General features: G+C 57.5%; 23 protein-coding genes. 12 read left to right on the top strand and 11 right to left on the bottom strand.

Annotated elements, in window-relative coordinates:
- The first annotated feature begins 70 nt into the window (after window positions 1–70).
- The 5 genes from ACA048_RS16880 (at window position 71) to ACA048_RS16860 (ending at window position 4,399) form a co-directional block, all read left to right on the top strand.
- A complete protein-coding gene (locus tag ACA048_RS16880) occupies window positions 71–253 on the top strand; it encodes a hypothetical protein (protein WP_497625443.1) in 183 nt (60 codons plus the stop codon).
- 535 nt (window positions 254–788) lie between these two features.
- Window positions 789–1,151 (top strand): DUF6124 family protein, encoded by a 363-nt coding sequence (locus ACA048_RS16875; protein WP_497625442.1) that lies wholly within the window; start codon window positions 789–791, stop codon window positions 1,149–1,151.
- A gap of 324 nt (window positions 1,152–1,475) precedes the next feature.
- Window positions 1,476–2,282, top strand: coding sequence for a glycosyltransferase (locus ACA048_RS16870; RefSeq protein WP_497625441.1), 807 nt, complete (start codon window positions 1,476–1,478; stop codon window positions 2,280–2,282).
- Between the two features lie 83 nt (window positions 2,283–2,365).
- Window positions 2,366–3,169 (top strand): 2OG-Fe(II) oxygenase, encoded by an 804-nt coding sequence (locus ACA048_RS16865; RefSeq protein ID WP_497625440.1) that lies wholly within the window; start codon window positions 2,366–2,368, stop codon window positions 3,167–3,169.
- Window positions 3,170–3,538: 369 nt separating this feature from the next.
- Window positions 3,539–4,399: an alkaline phosphatase family protein gene (locus ACA048_RS16860; protein WP_497625439.1), complete on the top strand. Its 861-nt coding sequence runs from the start codon at window positions 3,539–3,541 to the stop codon at window positions 4,397–4,399.
- Window positions 4,400–4,498: 99 nt separating this feature from the next.
- Here ACA048_RS16860 and ACA048_RS16855 read toward each other — a convergent pair whose 3' ends face one another.
- A complete protein-coding gene (locus tag ACA048_RS16855; protein ID WP_497625438.1) occupies window positions 4,499–5,602 on the bottom strand; it encodes a DNA alkylation repair protein in 1,104 nt (367 codons plus the stop codon).
- A gap of 25 nt (window positions 5,603–5,627) precedes the next feature.
- Window positions 5,628–6,239 (bottom strand): glutathione S-transferase, encoded by a 612-nt coding sequence (locus ACA048_RS16850; protein WP_497625437.1) that lies wholly within the window; start codon window positions 6,237–6,239, stop codon window positions 5,628–5,630.
- Between the two features lie 366 nt (window positions 6,240–6,605).
- On the opposite strand from ACA048_RS16850, the gene ACA048_RS16845 reads away from it, so the two are divergent.
- The 3 genes from ACA048_RS16845 (at window position 6,606) to ACA048_RS16835 (ending at window position 9,118) form a co-directional block, all read left to right on the top strand.
- On the top strand, window positions 6,606–7,010 hold the full coding sequence (locus ACA048_RS16845) for a TraR/DksA family transcriptional regulator (protein WP_007907888.1): 405 nt from the start codon (window positions 6,606–6,608) through the stop codon (window positions 7,008–7,010).
- A 158-nt stretch (window positions 7,011–7,168) separates the two neighbouring features.
- On the top strand, window positions 7,169–8,812 hold the full coding sequence (locus ACA048_RS16840; protein WP_497625436.1) for a methyl-accepting chemotaxis protein: 1,644 nt from the start codon (window positions 7,169–7,171) through the stop codon (window positions 8,810–8,812).
- A gap of 120 nt (window positions 8,813–8,932) precedes the next feature.
- Entirely contained in the window at window positions 8,933–9,118 is a 186-nt protein-coding gene (locus ACA048_RS16835) for a hypothetical protein (protein WP_497625435.1), read from the top strand.
- Between the two features lie 27 nt (window positions 9,119–9,145).
- Here ACA048_RS16835 and ACA048_RS16830 read toward each other — a convergent pair whose 3' ends face one another.
- From ACA048_RS16830 to ACA048_RS16820, 3 genes are all read right to left on the bottom strand, one after another.
- On the bottom strand, window positions 9,146–9,385 hold the full coding sequence (locus ACA048_RS16830; RefSeq protein WP_452626926.1) for a DUF2789 domain-containing protein: 240 nt from the start codon (window positions 9,383–9,385) through the stop codon (window positions 9,146–9,148).
- A gap of 129 nt (window positions 9,386–9,514) precedes the next feature.
- Window positions 9,515–9,745, bottom strand: a complete 231-nt coding sequence (locus ACA048_RS16825; protein ID WP_497629883.1) for a hypothetical protein — start codon at window positions 9,743–9,745, stop codon at window positions 9,515–9,517.
- 157 nt (window positions 9,746–9,902) lie between these two features.
- Entirely contained in the window at window positions 9,903–10,151 is a 249-nt protein-coding gene (locus tag ACA048_RS16820) for a hypothetical protein (protein WP_497625434.1), read from the bottom strand.
- A gap of 431 nt (window positions 10,152–10,582) precedes the next feature.
- Between ACA048_RS16820 and ACA048_RS16815 the strand changes: the two genes are divergently transcribed.
- The 4 genes from ACA048_RS16815 (at window position 10,583) to ACA048_RS16800 (ending at window position 12,892) form a co-directional block, all read left to right on the top strand.
- Window positions 10,583–11,032 carry a hypothetical protein gene (locus ACA048_RS16815; RefSeq protein WP_497625433.1) on the top strand — a complete coding sequence of 150 codons (450 nt, stop codon included), beginning with the start codon at window positions 10,583–10,585 and terminating at the stop codon, window positions 11,030–11,032.
- Window positions 11,032–11,235, top strand: coding sequence for a hypothetical protein (locus ACA048_RS16810; RefSeq protein WP_497625432.1), 204 nt, complete (start codon window positions 11,032–11,034; stop codon window positions 11,233–11,235). Before ACA048_RS16815 ends, ACA048_RS16810 begins: the two co-directional genes overlap by 1 nt.
- Window positions 11,236–11,352: 117 nt before the next feature.
- Entirely contained in the window at window positions 11,353–12,369 is a 1,017-nt protein-coding gene (locus tag ACA048_RS16805; RefSeq protein ID WP_497625431.1) for an ABC transporter substrate-binding protein, read from the top strand.
- 85 nt (window positions 12,370–12,454) lie between these two features.
- The gene (locus ACA048_RS16800; protein ID WP_497625430.1) at window positions 12,455–12,892 is read left to right on the top strand and encodes a DUF3995 domain-containing protein; all 438 of its coding nucleotides are present in this window, start codon (window positions 12,455–12,457) and stop codon (window positions 12,890–12,892) included.
- 152 nt (window positions 12,893–13,044) lie between these two features.
- On the opposite strand, the gene ACA048_RS16795 is transcribed toward ACA048_RS16800, so the two are convergent.
- From ACA048_RS16795 to ACA048_RS16770, 6 genes are read right to left on the bottom strand one after another with little or no spacing between them, the layout of a single operon-like run.
- Window positions 13,045–13,407: a Na+/H+ antiporter subunit G gene (locus tag ACA048_RS16795; protein ID WP_452626920.1), complete on the bottom strand. Its 363-nt coding sequence runs from the start codon at window positions 13,405–13,407 to the stop codon at window positions 13,045–13,047.
- Window positions 13,404–13,682, bottom strand: coding sequence for a K+/H+ antiporter subunit F (locus ACA048_RS16790; protein WP_007944718.1), 279 nt, complete (start codon window positions 13,680–13,682; stop codon window positions 13,404–13,406). Before ACA048_RS16790 ends, ACA048_RS16795 begins: the two co-directional genes overlap by 4 nt.
- Window positions 13,679–14,167 carry a Na+/H+ antiporter subunit E gene (locus ACA048_RS16785; protein WP_497625429.1) on the bottom strand — a complete coding sequence of 163 codons (489 nt, stop codon included), beginning with the start codon at window positions 14,165–14,167 and terminating at the stop codon, window positions 13,679–13,681. Before ACA048_RS16785 ends, ACA048_RS16790 begins: the two co-directional genes overlap by 4 nt.
- The gene (locus ACA048_RS16780; protein ID WP_497625428.1) at window positions 14,164–15,849 is read right to left on the bottom strand and encodes a monovalent cation/H+ antiporter subunit D; all 1,686 of its coding nucleotides are present in this window, start codon (window positions 15,847–15,849) and stop codon (window positions 14,164–14,166) included. The genes ACA048_RS16785 and ACA048_RS16780 overlap by 4 nt, the downstream gene beginning before the upstream one ends.
- Window positions 15,846–16,190: a Na+/H+ antiporter subunit C gene (locus ACA048_RS16775; RefSeq protein WP_007944721.1), complete on the bottom strand. Its 345-nt coding sequence runs from the start codon at window positions 16,188–16,190 to the stop codon at window positions 15,846–15,848. The genes ACA048_RS16780 and ACA048_RS16775 overlap by 4 nt, the downstream gene beginning before the upstream one ends.
- Window positions 16,190–19,108: a monovalent cation/H+ antiporter subunit A gene (locus tag ACA048_RS16770; protein ID WP_497625427.1), complete on the bottom strand. Its 2,919-nt coding sequence runs from the start codon at window positions 19,106–19,108 to the stop codon at window positions 16,190–16,192. The genes ACA048_RS16775 and ACA048_RS16770 overlap by 1 nt, the downstream gene beginning before the upstream one ends.
- Window positions 19,109–19,154 lie beyond the last annotated feature (46 nt).

Genomic DNA, 19,154 nt, shown 5'->3' with positions numbered 1-19,154 from the left:
CGCAGCCTGACAGCGATGGTCATCAATCCACGGCTAGCCTCCATCGCCCACTAGAAGCGTCGCAGGCATCATGAACTTCATTCTCTGGGTCATTCTTGGCTCCAACGGCTCACAGCCCGCTACAGCGATCGATCATGCCGAGTACAAGAATATGGAGGCATGTCAGCACGCAGCCGATCAGATCAAGGAATCACTTGGAGGGGTTCAGTTCCAGATTCACACCCTCTGCACACCCACGGAAAAAACAAAATAAAGCGTGATCATCAGGCGCCTTTGTCATTTGCGATCCACTTGCAACATTGGTCTGAAATAGCGGGGTGGATGTACTTAATGGTCAATCAGTGCCCGCAGCGAGCCGGCTCGCTCGCTCCCACACGGATTTCGTTTGACTGACTCAGCCAGAGATTTGCCTCTACTTTGCTGGCGCTTAAACAACAAGGATTTTATCTGTTTAAACGAAGCCTTCTGTTACCACCCAAAGGCTATAACGCCTTGCGTCATCGCCTACGGGTAAGACAGAATCCGCCGGCTTGTGCGTCTATGACTTGGGTTCTATCGTGTTCTCGTCGCTGAAAAACAGTGATGGGTTTGGTAGACCCTTAGCATCGACGCATAGCGTCACCTTCGGCGGTCCTTTCTCAGGACTGCGTTTTTATGGTGGCCATGCGCAGGGCTCCTTCGGGGGCGCCGGTTCCGATGCCCGGTCTACCAACCTTCGTATGGCCGCCACCCTCCGTTTGGTAGCGAGAGGGTGATGGCTCCATTTAAGTAGCATCGGAGTTTTATCTATGTTCAAACCAACGCCAAACCCACCGGACACCGATCCGGCATCCCCCTACGAATCCATCGATTCCAAAAAATTCCACGAAGCGGCCGAACGCGCACTCGACCACTACCTCAACCCGGCGGCCCAAATCATGGCCAGTACCCACGAACCCGAACCCATGTTCCTTGCCAATCCTAAGTACGACACCGAATCCCTGCTGGCCAACGCCAGCGAATCACTGGGCTCGGCCACCACCATGCTCAGCAATTTCGCGGCGCTATTGGAGAACTCACACCGCAAAACCCTGCTGGGGATTACGCAAGTGGTCATGTTGGGGGAATTGGCGGTGAATCAGGCGTTGGATCACGTTGAGCTGAAGGAGTAAGCGCGACCCTCTGTGGCGAAGGCTAGCTCCTCGCCACAGAGGGAGATGCAGTACGCCGTCCCAAAAAGCTCGCCTAACCAGCCTTCCGATGTAACAAATTAACTCACGGATATTTACCTGCAGAGTGGATCCTTATAAGATGAAATTCGCATATGCTCCTCTCCATCAGGCTTTGAGTTAGCTATGGCTATTCAGCGTATGAAAAAGCGACTTAACAGATCAGGTTCTATAGTCATGCGAAATCATGCGCGAATATATAAGAGACAACTGGATACAAACTCAATTATCTCTACATCTAAATATAATACCTTGAGTACCTAAACGATGAGCAGTGCTAATTTGTCGGCTGATAGCTCTAATGCCTTTAGCATAGTTATAGTAAATTACAAGACGCCAGAAATCACCAAGATATGTTTAGACTTATTGCACCAGCATGTGGGTAGCCGTGTCCCAATATGGGTGGTTGATAACTATTCCGCCGATGAAAGCACTGAGTATTTGAGATCGCTTGACTGGATTAATTTAATCGAGCGTTCTGTTTCTGAGCCGGAACCAGGCCATATCGCGCATGGCAAAGCTCTTGACCTGGTTTTGGAGCGAGTTGAAACTGATTATTTGTTCCTCATGCATACTGACACATTTGTTTTCGATAAAAACGTTTTCCCGATGATGCTGAATAAATGCATTAAAAATCAGAAAGTCGTAGCCGTCGGTTGTGTAGAGCAATTAAATCGTGGGACCACCAGAACTCTTTGGCGCTTTAGTTCACGACTGTTCAAACACCATTTCAGACGCCTGAAAATCTCTGTTGGATTACGCTCAAGAGAGCCAAAACCATACAAGGAAGTGTACTTGAAGAGTTTCTGTACATTGTGGAACTGCAAGCTTATCAAACAGCACGGCCTGCATTTTTCAATGGATGATCGTGTTCCTGGTTATACCCTCCAAGACTGCATGACCGAGCTTGGCTATGTCGTTGAAATGTTATCGCCGCGTAAAATTTTCGGCTATCTGGATCATATTCAGTCTGGTACTGTTGCAGCGGCTGGGGGCTATGAATCGACTCACAGACGAACAAAAATGTACAATAATATCCTTAAGCGCTTGAACAAGGACAACAGCAAAACATAAGTTAAGCAGGCGTGTACGAGCAGTGCGTTTGGCTCTGTTTCAAGTCATCTCACAGTTTTTTGTATTAAGTTATTGGAGCGGTAATGGCACCCATCACTCAAACACTACCTATCACCCTCTCCTCGGGGCTTGATTTCGACCAGGACGCCGCCAGCGCCTTTGGTTATTCATTGGCCAGCCACTATATTCAGGCTACGCCATTCCCGCACATCGTTATCGATAACTTCTTACACGAAGACCTGATTGCAAGTATATGCTCGCACTTTCCCGTCGAGGCAACCAACAACGAAATGCTCTACGAGCGCGGCTATAAAGGTCAACTAAAACGTCAAATCAGTCCCAATGAATGCCCCCCTTTTCTCAAGACTGTTTTTAACGCTTTTAACTCGGCGCCCATGTTGCAGTTTCTTGAAAAGCTCACGGGCATCGAAGGTTTGATACCTGACCCCTACTTTAGTGGTGGCGGGCTGCATGAAACGAAGAGTGGTGGTTTTCTTGGGGTGCATTCGGACTTCAGGCTCAACAAAAAGCTTAATGTTGAGCGTAGGCTGAATGTCATAATTTATCTGAATGAAAGCTGGCAAGAGGAATACGGCGGTAATCTAGAGCTTTGGGATGTCGATATGAAGACCTGCCTTAAAAAAGTTCTGCCCATTTACAATCGTTGCGTCATCTTCAATACAGACAAAGACAGCAATCATGGGCACCCAGAGCCTTTAACGACTCCAGAGCACATCACGCGCAGGTCTATAGCGCTTTATTACTACACCGCAGGAACCATGGCGATCGATCCCGCACAAAGAAACAAGACCCACTACAAGCCAAGACCCAAAGATCGTTTAAGCCTCAAGTACTACATGAGTAAACTGATCAAGAAGAAAAACTAAGCTGCGAAACGCCCGCTGAACGATTTAGCCAATCTGTTGCATCGGCCTGTTGAATCCACCGTCGATTTCGGTGTGTCGTGGCGGCTGGAAAACGATGGTCATCAATCCACGGCTAGACTCCAGCACCAACTAGAAGTGTCGCAGGCATCATGAATTCATTCTCTGGGGCATTCTCGGCACTAACGGCTCACAGCCCGCTCCAGCGGTCGACGGTATGTCAGCGTGCAGCCGATCAGATCAAGGATTCGCTCGGAGGGGGTCAGTTCCAGATTCACACCCTCTGCACAGCCACGGAATTCTGTGTTTTTTGGGGGATATTCAGCTTTGGTTTTCAATACTCGGAATCTCACTCTGCGCTCGGGGCTCAAGTTGCTGGTAGCGTTGTGCGCGATGAGCCTGCTTGGCTGTTCACCTAGCGACGAGGTAGGGCAATGCAATGCTGCGCCGCAAGTGCCCGCCCGGCAGGTCGTCATCATCGGTATCGACGGCCTGCGTTCCGACGCCGTTAGCCCGGCACTGACCCCCTTTCTGTACCAGTTGGCTGAATCTCAGGGGTTGGCTTGGGGGAGAGTCGATGTCAGCAACGGCCGCACGCAACAGACTTATTCCGCACCTGGCTGGATCAGTGTGCTGACCTCAAGCTGGGCAAGCGCACATGGCATTGTTGATAACAGCAGCAAAGGTCCAATCAAAGTTCAAACCGTGTTTGAGCGCCTTCAGGGCCGCAAGGCCGATAGTCGCAGCGTTCTCATTACTTCCTGGCGGCCGCTGTACGACTTGGTCGAGGGGCGTTTGCGGGCTTTGCCAGAGATACACCATGCAGCGCTTTTGCGTAAGGACGATGCGGCGGTCGAGCATGAAGTGCTGACCACCTGGCGAGCATGCCAGCCCGATCTGGCCTTCATTCATCTCGATGCTGTAGACCAAGCGGGCCATAACGGTTCTTTTGACCCGTCTGATCCAGGCTACGCTGCCGCCGTGCGAGCAACAGATTCCCGCATTCGTCGCCTGTGGGAGAATGCATTTGCGTCACCATCCGCCCAGGATGCAATGCCTCAGCGTTTGGTCATTTTTGCCAGCGATCACGGTGGCACCGGCAATGGTCACGGCCGCTATTCAGAAGCCGAGCGCTGGGCGCCGCTACTGGTAATATCGCCGTCTGGACATCCTGCAGTGAACATCAGAAACCTGGTTGATATCGGCCAGGCTTCGCTGGACTTCATTCAGTGAGGGTTGAGCAACGTCGGTTTCGACCGAGATCAACTCAGCTCAATCGCCAAGCAGGTCCGCATCGTTAATTAGCGCGCCTTCGTTTATAGCAGCGGCCGGCTAGGCGAGGATTTGGAATGAGGTGCTGGCCAGGCGTTCGCCGTTCACCAGAATGTGCACGGCATGCAAACCCACATAGTGCTTGCGGGTGGTGAGTTCCATGATCTGCTGGCCACGGCTGACCCGTTCAGTCGCCTTGCCAGGCAACGTCAACGCCTTGAGCTTGAACACCTTCGCCGACGTGCTGCCATTGGCTTTGACGTAATCAATCGCATAGTCGATCACCAGCCGCTGACGCTCCGCCACCGTGGATTTCACAACAAACGACAGGGTGATTTTCTCCCCCAGACGAATCACCGCCGGTTCGACCCTCACCCCAACAATCTCGACCTCGGCCTTGCCACTGGCTCCAATAATCGCCAACGCTCGCTGATTGCCCTGCTTGATCAAACTGCGCAACGCATGCTTGGCAATCCACGCGGTGTGCTTGTTATCCAGCGACCATCCTTCGATCAGGTCCAGCACCCAGTCGGGATGATCCTTGGTGATGTCATTGAGGTGATTGGCCACTGACTTGCGCACATAAAGGCTTTCATCCGCCTTGAGGTTGCCGAGGATGGCGGCAGCAAGGGTCGGATCGGCCTGGATCTGCTCAAGCCGGAACGACCACGGCAAACGCGGCCGACAGCCTTCGCTGGCCAGACGCCGGACGTGTTCATTTTCATCCCGAGACCATTGCTGCATCAGCGCCAACGAGCGCTTCAAATCGCTACGCAGAAAATACCGTACCGCAAACTCCGCAGAACCAAACGCGGTGAAGTATTTGAGCGCGTCCATCGACTGCTCGAAATCATGGGCGCCATACAGCGCCACGTAATGCGGCAGCGAGATGCTGACGAAGCCGCTGTTAAGTCGAGGGGCGAGGGCGCGCAACACCTCAAGGGTCTCTTCATAATCCAGTGGCAACACCGCGTGCAGGCATTCGCTAACCCGGGCCATGCGCTGCATGATCGACAACTCGGCGAGGCCGTCGTTGGCCCTCTTCAGGAAGGCTTTGGCGTTGAACTCGGGGTAGACCGCCGTCATTTCGGTCGCGATGTGCTTGAGGCGCTCGGCGTTGAAGATTTCCTTCAGCGACGGGGTGGGCTGTTCGGCGGCGGTCATGGGTGAGTCCGATTGAGTGGGCGGCTCAGGTTATCGGGGTACTGATGAATGCCTCAAGGGTTTCCGCTTGGGCGGTGAATTCGGCGATTCGCGGGAAGCGCTCAGCATCGACCTGATCCGGCACTACCAAATTGGTGAAGCTCCAGGCGACTGCCACCGTGATCCCGTCCTGCGCAATCAAGGCACCATTCGTTAGCGGATGCGTTTCCAGTTCGCGTTCAAGTGCTGAATAGGCCGCCGCCAATTGGCCTTCGACGCGTTCCACCCACGGCTGAAATTGAATCTCGGCCGGGCGCAGGCTGCGTTCGTAATAAAGCTGCACTGACTTCTCGCACGCCGCCAGCGCCAGCCCGGTCACGCGCAAGGCGCGCAGCCGTTCCTTGAGGTCGCCGGGCATCAGGCTTTTGCCGGGGCCGGCGAGGGCTTCCAGATAATCGATGATCAGCGTTGAATCGATAAGCACTTCGCCATCATCCAACACCAGCGTCGGCGCCTTGACCACCGGGTTTATCTGCTGGAACTGCTCGAAGTGCCTAAACACCGACACCGATTGGTGCTCCAGGTCGATGCCCAAGTGTATGGCGGAAATGGCCACACGCCGTACATAAGGCGAATCCAGCATGCCGATCAGCTTCATTAATACATTCCTTCAGAGGACCATTGCGGGACGGACAACCTTAGCTCAGGTTGCGCGACCTGCAATAAGCGGGGGGCGCTTGTGTGGCCGTTTGTCTTCTATATACCGCCATTCGATTGAATTTCTTGCTATAAACGCACTCCGATAACGGCGGCAATGGTTGCCATAGAGCACTTTGCGCACCTTTTCGCACAAATTCGCTGACTTTTCAGTTGCTGGGGCCTCAAGTCGGCCTTAGACTGCCGCCCCTCGTAAATTGAGTGCCGGGTGGCGCTTGGAATAAATGGCGCCTTTCCGACGGCCGACCGAGGTCCGCCGGAACGCTCCCTAATTCGCCTTAATGCACGTTTTTTTATAGAGATATCAATGACAAAGGACAAGTTGCTGGCCATGCCGGCGGATGACTACATGAATGCTGAGCAGCACGCTTTTTTCTCCGAGCTGCTGCAGAACATGAAAGTCGAAACCCATGAGCGCATCGAACAGAACCGCATCGCCATCGAGAGCCTGGACACCCCGGCCGATCCGGCAGACGCGGCTTCTGTCGAAGAAGAGCGCACCTGGCTGGTGAACGCGATCGATCGCGACCAGCGCATGCTGCCTCAGTTGGAACAGGCTCTGGAACGCATCAAAGAAGACAGCTTCGGCTGGTGCGACGACAGCGGCGAGGCCATTGGCCTGAAACGCCTGCTGATCAGCCCGACCACCAAGTACTGCATCGAAGCTCAAGAGCGTCACGAACAGATCGACAAGCACCAGCGTCAGGCCTGATTTCGCAGCGCTCCGCATCGCGGGCTAGCCTCACTCCAACAGGAGCAAGGCTGGCCCGCGATGCTTTTTTTCGTCTGTAAAAAACCTCGCACGCCTCTATTGATCAGCTGCAACCCACGACTAATGGATCATAGATAATGGCTTTGTAGTGGCGTTCAATGCGCAGACAACAATTAGAAGGGCGTGGGGTGACGAAAATGACGAGCGACGGATCTCTGGCGGCGGCAGCGCCTGCGCCAGTGCTTTTGCCGATAAACCGTTGGCTGACGCCGACCCTGCAAAGCGTCGCCCTGATGCTTGTGTTGTGCGGCATGGCGCTGGGTGGCTGGTCGCTATACCTTGGCTTGCCCTTGGCCGTGTTGATTATCTGGCTGCCGCGTCTGCGCTCCCGCGCTACGCCCGAAGCCACCTGCGCGGACAACTCCAGCACCATCACCACGTTGACTCGCGACCTTTCCTACACCACCAGCCATAACGCGCTATCCGCAGCGGGCGTGGCCTTTTCGGTCAAGCAACTGGCGGACAAACTGCAATCGCAACTCAGCGCGGCAGCGCAAATTGTCCGCAATGCCGAAGTGATGATTGCGACCGAACAAGCCACTTCCAAACTCAGCCGCGAAGCCCTCGGTGCCGCCAGCGAGGCTCATCAAAGCGGCGCAGCAGGGCGCAAGGAACTGATGGAGTTCATCGCCCGAATGCATCAACTCAGTCAGCGCGCCAGCAACAGTCGCGAGCTGATCGAGGCCTTGAGCTTGCGCAGTGACGATATCCAGCGGGTGACGCTGGTGATCCAGTCCATCGCCAGCCAGACCAACTTGCTGGCGTTGAACGCCGCTATCGAAGCCGCGCGGGCCGGTGAACACGGTCGGGGCTTTGCGGTGGTGGCCGATGAAGTGCGGGGCCTGGCGGCGCGAACTGCGGCGGCGACCGGTGAGGTCGGCGAGATGGTTGCCGATATCCAGCACCGCACCGCTCAGGTCGTCGAGCAGATCCGCCAACTCTCCAGCGACCTCGACAGCGGTGTCGAGCAAGTCGAGCACACCGGTCAGCACCTGGAGAACATCGCGCGACTGGCCGCAGGTGTCGAAAGCCAGGTCGGGGAAATCGCCCGCGGCGCGGACACCAATCGCGAACAACTCGACAGCCTGTTCCATGCCATCGAACAGATGCGCAGCGATCTTGCCGTCAGTGATCAACAGACCCAGCGTCTGGCCCAGGCCGCTGTGCAAATGGAAGGTCAGGCCGAATCCATCAGTGAACGCCTGGCCGAAGTCGGACTGGATGACTATCACCAACGGATTTATGACCTGGCCCGCGAAGGCGCGAGCCAGATTGCCGTGCGTTTCGAAGCGGATATCGACCAGGGACGTGTCAGCCTCGATGACCTGTTTGACCGAAATTACCAGGCGATCCCCAATACCAGCCCGTCCAGGTTTCAGACCCGCTTCGACCGCTACACCGATCAGGTCCTGCCGGCGATTCAGGAGCCGTTGTTACCGCGACATGAAGGCCTGGTGTTTGCCATCGCCTGCACACAGCAGGGCTATGTGCCAACCCATAACAAGACCTTTAGCCTGCCGCTAACCGGCGACACGCAGGTCGATACACTGCAAAACCGCACCAAACGTAAATTCGCTGACCGCACGGGTATCCGCTGCGGCAGCCATCAACAACCCGTGTTGTTGCAGACATACACCCGCGACACCGGCGAACTGATGCACGACCTCTCGGTGCCGATCATTCTCAAGGGACGGCATTGGGGTGGTTTGCGGTTGGGTTACAAGCCACAGAGTCCTCGCTAGAGGCGGGCCATTGTTACGATTCTGGCAACGAAGCTGTGCAGGCTCGTTGCTGTTTCCTCGCGGATTAACTCATTAACATGCCTACATGGTTAGGTTGCTAATGAAATTCGAGAGGCCAGCATGCAAAGCAAAGTTAATGTCGCGGTGATGATTGGCAGTGGCGTACCCGCCAGTTTGCGCGCGATGGGGCAGAGCGTCTGTTGGGTGGTACTGCTCAACGGCGAGCGCCGGGGGACGGCGTTTGCCAGTCGCAATGAGGCCGAAGCGTGCAGGACTGCCTGGTTGGCGCATTTGAACGCTGACTGACCAGACAGCCTGCATTGAGTGTGTGGGCTAGTGAACCTGGTGCAGGCGCAGGTTCAGGTCGTCGACCACTCGTGCCCAATCGGCGTCTTCACGTAACTGTTCTTTCAGGAAACCGGCCTGCTGCGGGCTCCAAAACTCGGCATCGATCAGTTTTTTGTTGTCGGCCAAGGGGGAATGGCTGGCAATAAAATCATCAATGGCCTTCTGGCTGGAGTCCAGGCCGAGTTGGTCGAACAAGCCTTTCAAGTCGTGTGTGGGTGAATCCATGTTCATCTCCTGGTGGTTCCCGTGAATGCGAGATCTGAAGGGCGACTTCATTGCATCTGAGGAGGTCGCGCTTCAGGAGTTCGATGGATGTTCCAAAGCAGGAGTGAGCATAGACGGCAATTTCGATGATCAGGCTTTCAGTGCACCTGCATCGACTGCGGCCTTCAGGGCTTTGGCCGATTCCTGAGCGGCAATGGCGGCAGTATCCGCCGTTTTGAACCAGCGATCCTTCTCGACCTGGTGATACGTCACCGTGGTCAATTTCGGTTTGGCGCGCATGACAATCACTGCCTGGAATTCGCCGTCGATCTCTCTGGCTTCGCCCCGGATAATAAATTCGCCAATATCAAATTCCGTCACGTAGCAGCCTTCCCTTGGAAATATTTTGTTGTTTTGAGCGCCGTCCGACGTGGGAACGGGTTTCATGGGGCGGGCAGTATGGCAGTAGTTGCCCGCCGATGGCTGAGATAAGTCGGCGGTGTGACGAAATGTCTGTTGGGTTGAGTTCAGCGGCGCCTCATTCGCGTGACTCTAGCGAGCGGGCAAGTGCACAGGCTTCGTTGTGGTCGCCGCGGAAACCTCTGACGCGGCCTGTGGCAGCTTCCTTGATATGGAAGAACGCGTTACCGGCCAAAACCACCTGGAACCTTGGCCAGGCGGGGTCTCCGGGGTGCAGACGAGGTTGGTCGAACACCCCCTGAGGCAGTGACGAGGCGTTGTGGGTATAAGGCGCCTGGGCGGTTGCAAAATGAGTCATAGTGCACATATGAAGTCCTTTTCATTGTTTTGCCGACGTATGTACGTCGTTTTGGCTAGTCGCTGTCAGCATCGCTGCTCTAGAATTGCCATCACCGGTTGGCGAATGGAGTACATCTAAAGCAATTTTTTGCGGGCGATATGTCAGAAAAGTGCTTTTCTTGAAGAGTTTTTTCCTTAAAGTTAGTCATCCTTTTTCCTCTGGCAGTAAGAAGGGTATTTTCCTTCAACCTCTGACGACGTTGAGGGAAGACGGCGAGAGTGATGTTCCAGTACGCTCACGGACCTCGCGATGCACGAGCCCTCAGCCCGGATCAGGATTTCAACCCGGTTTTTTTGCAAGACCATCGGTATGGCCGCTTTTTTCTGCTGTGCGCTTTTCCTGCGTGCGGTATCAATTTCAGATGTGGGGATGTTTCCTTGGCAGTAAGTAATCTCGATATGCATGCTTTGTTCGTGCTGGGTGATTTGCGCGCAAAGTTGGTTAAACAGTTTCAATCTCGTTTCGTCTACATCACCGAACAGAACGCCGAAGGCATTTACATTGCCGAGATCGATACCGAAGAAGCGCTGGTGGTGGACGACAAGCCGGGGCTCAAACTCAAGGTCGGCGATCATTTCAGCGCCTCTGTTCTGCCGAGTCGCGAAGGTGGCAAGCTGGACATCAAGTTCCGCGAAATCAAACTGACCGTATATGGGTTGGGCGATTACGCGTTTGTCACCACCGCCGAAGGTCAGGCGATTGTGTTCAAGGAAGGCCATAGCGTGGTGACGGTGTTCGCCGCCCACCAACAGTTGCAGGAAGGCCTGACCAAAACCCTGAAAGCCGTTACCGCCAAGGCCGCCAAGTGGCGCAAGGGCGAACTGGTGACCTTCAAGGCCAGCGAGTAATGACACTGACCCGCGCCGATTTCCACGATCAGAACCAGGCCAGTGCACACACTGAAGCCCGGCGGCTGTTCGAGCAGAAGGCTGTTCTGCAGGGAGCCTGGCTGAATTGGGTGGCGTCACAGATCTATACGCTGCGCCCGGCGGCGTACGCCAGCATGGTCAGAAGAGCGCTGTCACGCTTGCAGGACGCTGGCGAAAATTAATTCCCGCCCCTCGAAATCAGGATCCTCTACTACAGTCAATTGACTGAATATTTTGAGGCTTGCGGTCTTTTATCAGGCCATCCTGCTATTGCTGTGAACAGCACGAGGTGCAAAAGCATGAGAGGATTTCGACGGTTGCTGGCGGCGTCACTGACTAGTTTCGGGTTGTTGACCTCCCCCGTTCCTGCATTCGCGGCCCAGGCTCCGATCCATTTCGCTGACCTGAATTGGGAAAGCGGCAGTCTCATCACGGATATCCTGCGGATCATTGTCGAGAAGGGTTACGGGCTGCCGACCGATACCTTGCCGGGAACCACGATTACCCTGGAAACCGCACTGGCCAACAATGACATTCAGGTCATTGGTGAAGAATGGGCCGGTCGCAGCCCGGTCTGGGTCAAGGCGGAGGCGGAAGGCAAGGTCGCGAGCCTGGGCGATACGGTCAAGGGCGCGACCGAGGGCTGGTGGGTCCCGGAATATGTGATCAAGGGCGACCCGGCCAAAGGTATCAAGCCGCTGGCGCCGGGGCTGCGTAGTGTCAGCGACCTGCCCAAATACAAAGACGTGTTCGCCGACCCGGAAGCCCCGGGCAAGGGGCGCTTCCTCAACAGCCCTATCGGCTGGACGTCGGAAGTGGTTAACAAGCAGAAACTCGCCGCCTATGGCCTGAACGACAGCTATGTGAATTTTCGCAGCGGTTCCGGGGCCGCGCTGGACGCAGAAATCACGTCGTCGATCCATCGGGGTAAACCGGTTCTGTTCTATTACTGGTCTCCGACACCCTTGCTTGGACGCTTCAAGCTGATTCAGCTGGAGGAGCCACCCTTCGACGCCGAAGCCTGGAAAACCCTGACCGACGCCGACAATCCCAACCCCAAGCCGACTCGTTCACTGCCCTCCAAGCTGTCCATCGGTGTGTCTGCGCCGTTTCAAAAACAGTACCCGCAAATCGCCGAGTTTTTCAGCAAGGTCGATTTGCCGATCGATCCACTGAACAAGGCCTTGGCCGAGATGAGCGAAAAGCACACCCCGCCACGCCAGGCGGCGCAAGCGTTCATGAAGACGCACCCGGAGATCTGGCAGGCGTGGGTGCCAAAGGAGGTGGCTGATAAGGTTTCCGCCGAACTGAAGTAAACGGGTGATTTGCACGGTTATGGTTTGTTAAGTACTTCTAACGCCGCCCGGAGCACATTCGCTCCCACTGGATGGATGTCTGAATATGAGCCTGTTGTTCGCGCAATGGATGGCTGCAATCTTTTTGATGATCAGCCTTCTCCACGTGTATTGGGCATCGGGCGGCAAGTGGGGTAGCGAGGCGGCGGTGCCGCGAGTACCCGGGGAGGGCGGCGCGCAATCAAGGCCGGCGTTCAAGCCGTCGGGTTGGGTGACATTGCTGGTGGCGGTGGGGTTGCTGATGATCACCATGCTGGTGTGTCTTCGAGTCGGGCTGTGTCTGCCTGTGGTGCATAACCGGTGGCTGCAATGGGTGATCAGTGCCATTGCGATTCTGATGTTCGCCCGGGCGATTGGCGATTCGAATCTGGTGGGGTTCTTCAAAGAGGTCAAGGAGTCGACGTTTGCGCGGCTCGACACGTGGGTGTATTCGCCGTTGTGTGTGGTGTTGGGGGCCGGGTTGCTGGCAGTTGCCTGGATTTGAGCTGTTGCTGAAATTGCATCGTCGGAACGCCGCCCGGAGCCGGCTCACCCCCACCTGATCTGGTTGATCCACAAATTTTGTGTTCACTGCAGATCCAATGTGGGAGCGAGCCTGCTCGCGATGAGGCCCTGACGGTCAATGCAAAACCCGGATTAGCTCCCGCTCTCACTCCGTCGACTGCTCACCTCGGCAGGCACGTCATCCCCGGCCATGCGCTTGCGAAACAGCGCCGCCCGGGCCAGCAGCAAGGTGGTCACCGGCACGGTAATCGCCAACAGAATCGGAATCAGCCAGGCATGCAGCACCAGCCCCGACTTGAGCGCCGAAAAGTAAATGATGGACGCCAGCGCCACGCACCACGCGCCCAATGTCGAGGCCAGCGCCGGCGGGTGCATGCGCTGGAAGTAATCCTTCATCCGCACCAGGCCAATGGCGCCGATCAGCGCAAACAGACTGCTGAGCAGCAGCAGAATCGCCACTGGAATCTCAACCCACAGCGACAGTTCGCCATTCATTCGATCACCTCGCCCCGCAGCAGGAATTTCGCCAGGGCAAACGAGCCGACGAAACCGAACAGGGCGATCAACAGCGCCGCCTCGAAATAGGTGTCACTGGCATAGCGAATGCCCAGCGTCAGCATCATCAGCATCGCGATGATGTACAGGTAATCCAGCGCCAGTACCCGATCCTGGGCCGATGGCCCTTTGAACAGACGGATCAGCGTCAGGATCATCGCCACGGAAAACAGGAACAGGCTCAGCAGGATTGCGTTCGACAGCAATGCGCTCATTCGAAGATCTCCATCAAGGGGCGCTCATAAGTCGCCTTGAAGTGCTGGATGAACAGTGCTTCGTCATTCAGATCGAACACATGCAGCAACAGGATGCTGCGGTCCAGCGCCAGCTCCGACCAGACGGTGCCAGGGACCACTGTGCAGATTGCCGACAGCGCGGCGAGGCCGTTGGCATCACGCAGGTCCAGAGGCACTTTGATGAAGCGTGATCGCGGCGGCCGGCGACCGGCATTGAGCACGCCCCAGGCCACGGCGAGGTTGGATACCACCACGTCTCGGCCGACCACCGAGAGCAAACGCAGGATCACCCCGGGGCGACGAATACGAATCGGCAGCGGTCGCAACCTGCGCATCATCAACGGTGCGCAGAAACCCAACAGGGCGCCAAGCAACAGGTTGCCCGGGCTCATTGACTGATTCAGCACCAGCCACAATAGCAAGAGCGCCAGCGACAACCAGGGAGAAGGAAACAGGCGTTTCATGGTTGCACCTCCGCCATCGCCGCTTGGGCTTCCGGGCTTGGCACGGCGCGGGTGCCGAGCACGGCCATCACGTATTGCTGCGGGTTGTTCAAGGCATCGGCGGCGGCCTGGGTGTAGCGCAGCAGCGGTTCGGCCTTGAACGTCAGCGCTATGCTCAGCCCAAGCAGCACAAAGATCGGCACGCACTCAAAGCGACGCAGCAGCGGCGATGGACGTTCTTGCGGGGTCCAGAATCGCTGGATGCCCAGGCGCGAGAATGCGATCAGCGAGGCGAGCCCCGACAGAATCAGCAGTGCCAGCAATCCCCACGCCGCGTTCGACACTGGTTCACCCGCGCCATTACCCAGGCCTAGCGGGTTGAGTAGGGCGCTGAGCAGGCTGAGTTTGCCGATAAATCCGGAGAGCGGTGGCATGCCGATAATCAACAATGCGCAGGCAATGAAGCTCAAACCGAGGAAGGCCATGGTCCAGGGAATCACTTGGCCGACCACGGCTTTCTGATCGTCATCGAGGTTGGTGCCTTTGGGCGGCTGCACGGAGGGTGTCGGACGCGCAATCAGGTCAGCGTCATCGAACAGCGGTATTTCAATGACCGAACGGGAACGCTCGATCAACTCGGCCAGCAGGAACAACGCGCTTAACGCCAGGGTCGAGCTGACCAGATAGAACAGCGCCGCCGCGATCAGGTTCGGTTGGGCGAAGCCGATGGCTGACAACAGAATCCCGGCCGACACCAGAATGCTCAGGCTGGCCATGCGTTCCAGGCGTTGGGCCGCCAGAATCGCCAGCGCCGCGCAGACGATCGTCGCCATGCCGCCGTAGATCAGCCAGTCGCCGCCAAAATACGCCGACGCCCCGGCCTGACCGGAGAACAGCAGTGTCCACAAGCGTAGCAAGGTGTAGACGCCCACTTTAGTCATGATCGCGAACATGGCCGCCACTGGTGCGCTGGCCGAGGAGTACGCCGGCACCAGCCAGAAGTTCAGTGGCCACATCCCGGCCTTGGCCAGAAACGCCACCGCGAGAATCCCCGCGCCGGCATGCAGCAAGCCGCGATCGGCTTCTGTCACCAGAGGGATTTTCAGCGCCAGGTCGGCCATGTTCAGGGTGCCGGTGACGCCGTAGATCAGTGCCGCGCCAATCAGGAACAGCGACGACGCCAACAGGTTGATCGAGATGTAATGCAGCCCCGCCGACACCCGCGGTCGGCCGGAACCGTGCAGCATCAAGCCGTAGGACGCCGCCAGCAGCACTTCGAAAAACACGAACAGGTTGAACAGGTCGGCGGTCAGGAACGCACCGTACAGCCCCATCAATTGAATCTGGAACAGCGCGTGGAAGCTGGAACCGGCGCCGTCCCAACGGGCCATGGCGAACAGCAAGGCGCTGACGCCAATGATCCCGGTCAACACCAGCATCAAGGCCGACAGGCGATCGACCACCAGCACCAGGCCGAACGGCACTTGCCAGTTGCCCGGCAGGTACACGCCGATGGAACCAGGGACGCCGGTGGTTTGTGTCCATTGCAGCAACAACACGGAAATCCCCAGGCCGAGCAGGCTGGAGAACAGGTTGATTTTAGCCTTCAGCGGACGGTGTTTCTCGCCGAGCATCAACATGATGGCGGCGGTCAGCAGCGGCAGCAGAATCGGTGCGGCGATCAGGTGCGTCATCGCATTCATTCTTTAGGCTCCCGGCCATCGACATGGTCGGTCCCGGTCAAGCCCCGTGAAGCGAGCAGCACCACCAGAAACAGTGCGGTCATGGCGAAGCTGATCACAATGGCGGTCAGCACCAGGGCCTGCGGCAGTGGATCGGTGTAGTGCAACAAGTCCTGCGGCACACCGTCCTTGATGATCGGCTCCCGGCCGATGAACAGGCTGCCCATACTGAAAATGAACAGGTTGACGCCATAGGACAGCAGGCACAGGCCCATCACCACCTGAAAGGTCCGTGGCCGCAGGATCAGCCAGACGCCGGACGCAGCAAGAACGCCGATTGCGATTGCGATGACTTCTTCCATCAGACGGCTCCTTGCGTGGCGACGGGTTTTGGCTGGGCTGCGGTTTTGTGGCCGCGAACCGATTGGTGGGCGAGGGCGGTGAGGATCAACAGCGTCGAACCGACCACCACGGCATACACGCCGATGTCGAAAAACAGTGCGCTGGCGATGTGAATGTCACCCAGCACCGGCAGTGTTAAATGCCAGGTGTGGGTGGTCAGGAACGGATAACCGACCGCCATGGCCCCGAGCCCGGTGACCGTGGCGAACAGCAGCCCGGTGCCCATCCAGCGCAGCGGTCGCAGGCTCATTTGCGCCTCGACCCACTGTGTGCCGGCGACCATGTATTGCAGGATGAACGCCACCGACATCACCAGCCCGGCGACAAAACCGCCGCCCGGCTGATTGTGCCCGCGCATGAACAAGTACAACGACACCACCAGTGCAATCGGCAATAGCAGACGCACCAGCACTGCCGGGACCATCATGAAACCCAGTGCGGTATCGCTGGCGTGGCGCGGGTTGACCAGATCGGTGACCACGTCCGGTGCCAACAGGCGTTGCTGGGCCGGCAGTTGCAGGCTTTCTTTGGGGGGGCGGAAGCGTCGCAGCAGGGCGAACACGGTCAGGGCCACGGCCACCAGCACGGTGATTTCACCGAGGGTGTCGAAGCCGCGGAAGTCCACCAGCATCACGTTGACCACGTTGCTGCCACCGCCTTCGGGCAGGGCACGGCTGAGGTAGAACGAAGAAATGTCGTTGGGCGTCTGGCGTGTCAGCATCGCGTAGGCCAGCAAGGCCATGCCGCCACCGACCACGGTCGACAGCAGCAAGTCGCGGATACGCCGGATGCGTGCCTTGCGCAGGCTGCTTGGCAGTGGCGACACCTCTTCGATCCGTCGTGGCAGCCAGCGCAGGCCCAGCAGAATCAGCACCGTGGTCACCACTTCGACCGCCAGTTGCGTCAGTGCCAGGTCGGGTGCGGAAAACCAGACGAAGGTCACGCACGTCATCAGGCCGCAGACGCTGACCATGGTCAGGGCCGCGAGTCGGTGATACTTGGCCTGCCACGCCGCGCCGAGGGCGCAGACAATCGCCAGCAACCACAGGGTCACGAAGACGATCGAGCCGGGAATTTTCGGCCTGTCGCCCCAGCTCAGGCTGCTGTGGAGCATCGGGATCAACCCTGCCAATACGGCGGTGAGGACTACCAGGAACAATTGGGTTTGCAAGCGGTTAGTGCTGATCCGTCGCACCAGACGACGGGCCAGACGCATCGTGATCACCAAGCTGCGCTCGAACAGGCGCTTGCCGCTGAGCCGGCCAATAACCGGCGGATACTTGAAGCGCCCGCGCTTGAGCTGATTGCGCAACAGCAGATAGAGCGCGATGCCGCCAGACATGGCGATCAAGCTCATGATCATCGGCGCGTTCAAGCCGTGCCAGATCGCCAGGCTGTATTCCGGCAGGGTGCCGCCCACCACGGGCAGGGCTGCGGCAGCCAGTATGGAGCCGACCACTTGCGCCGGAAAAATCCCCACAATCAGGCAGGTGAACACCAGCAGTTCCACCGGTGCGCGCATCCAGCGGGGTGGCTCGTGCGGGGTATGCGGAAGGTCGGTGGCGGTCGGGCCGAAGAACACATCTACAGTGAAGCGTAACGAATAGGCGACGCTGAAGGTACCGGCGATGGTTGCGACAATCGGCAGGCTCCACTCGACCCAGGCCGTGGCATTGATGAACACGGTTTCGGCAAAGAACATTTCTTTCGACAGAAAACCGTTGAGCAGCGGCACGCCGGCCATCGAGGCGCTGGCGACCATGGCCAGGGTGGCAGTGAACGGAATCAGCTTGATCAGGCCACTGAGCTTGCGAATGTCCCGGGTGCCGCTTTCGTGGTCGATGATCCCGACGGCCATGAACAGCGAGGCCTTGAAGGTGGCGTGGTTGAGAATGTGGAACACCGCGGCCACGGCGGCCAGCGGACTGTTCAAGCCCAGCAGCAGGGTGATCAGGCCCAGATGGCTGATGGTCGAGTAGGCCAGCAATCCTTTGAGGTCGTTCTGGAACATTGCGCAGTAAGCACCCAGCAGCAAGGTGCAGGCGCCGGCTCCGCTGACGATGTAGAACCATTCTTCGCTGCCGGACAGCGAAGGCCAAAGCCGTGCCAGCAGAAACACCCCGGCCTTGACCATGGTCGCCGAGTGCAGATAAGCCGAGACGGGTGTCGGCGCCGCCATCGCGTGGGGCAACCAGAAGTGGAAAGGGAATTGCGCGCTTTTGCTCAAGGCGCCGATCAGGATCAGGGGTAACAGCAGCGGGTAGAGGGTGTGCGCGCGAATCAGATCGCCAGCGGCCAGGACCTTGTCCAGGTCGTAGCTGCCGACCACATGGCCGAGGAGCATGACCCCCGCCAGCAGGCACAAGCCGCCCGCGCCGGTGACCATCAGTGCCATGTAGGCGCCGCGTCGTGCGTCGCTGCGGTGGTGCCAGTAACCGATCAGCAGGAATGAGAAGAGGCTGGTCAGCTCCCAGAAAAACACAATCTGGATCAGGTTGCCGGAAATCACCAGCCCGAGCATGGCGCCCATGAAAGCCAGGAAAAACGCAAAAAACCGCGGCACCGGATCGTCCGGCGACATGTAGTAGCGTGCGTACAGCGAGACGAGGGTGCCGATGCCCAGCACCAGCATCGAGAACAGCCAGGCGAACCCGTCCAGACGCAAGACGAAGTTCAGGCCGAGGCTCGGCAGCCAGAAAAATTCTTCGCGGATCACGCCGCCATGGGCGATTTGTGGGTACAGGAGCGCGACCTGGACCGTGCCGATCAGTGCGATCAGGCCAGCCAGCAGGGGGGCAGTATTACGCGCGTTGTGCGGCAGAACGGCTGCCAGACAGCTGCCGATGAAAGGCAGAAGCAGTAGAACTATCAGAGACATAGGCTTCTAATCTGCGGAAGTTTGTGATGCATCATACGTGCCACTC

Source organism: Pseudomonas sp. LBUM1659 (assembly GCF_059716045.1).
This window is presented reverse-complemented; position numbering and strand designations above follow the sequence as displayed.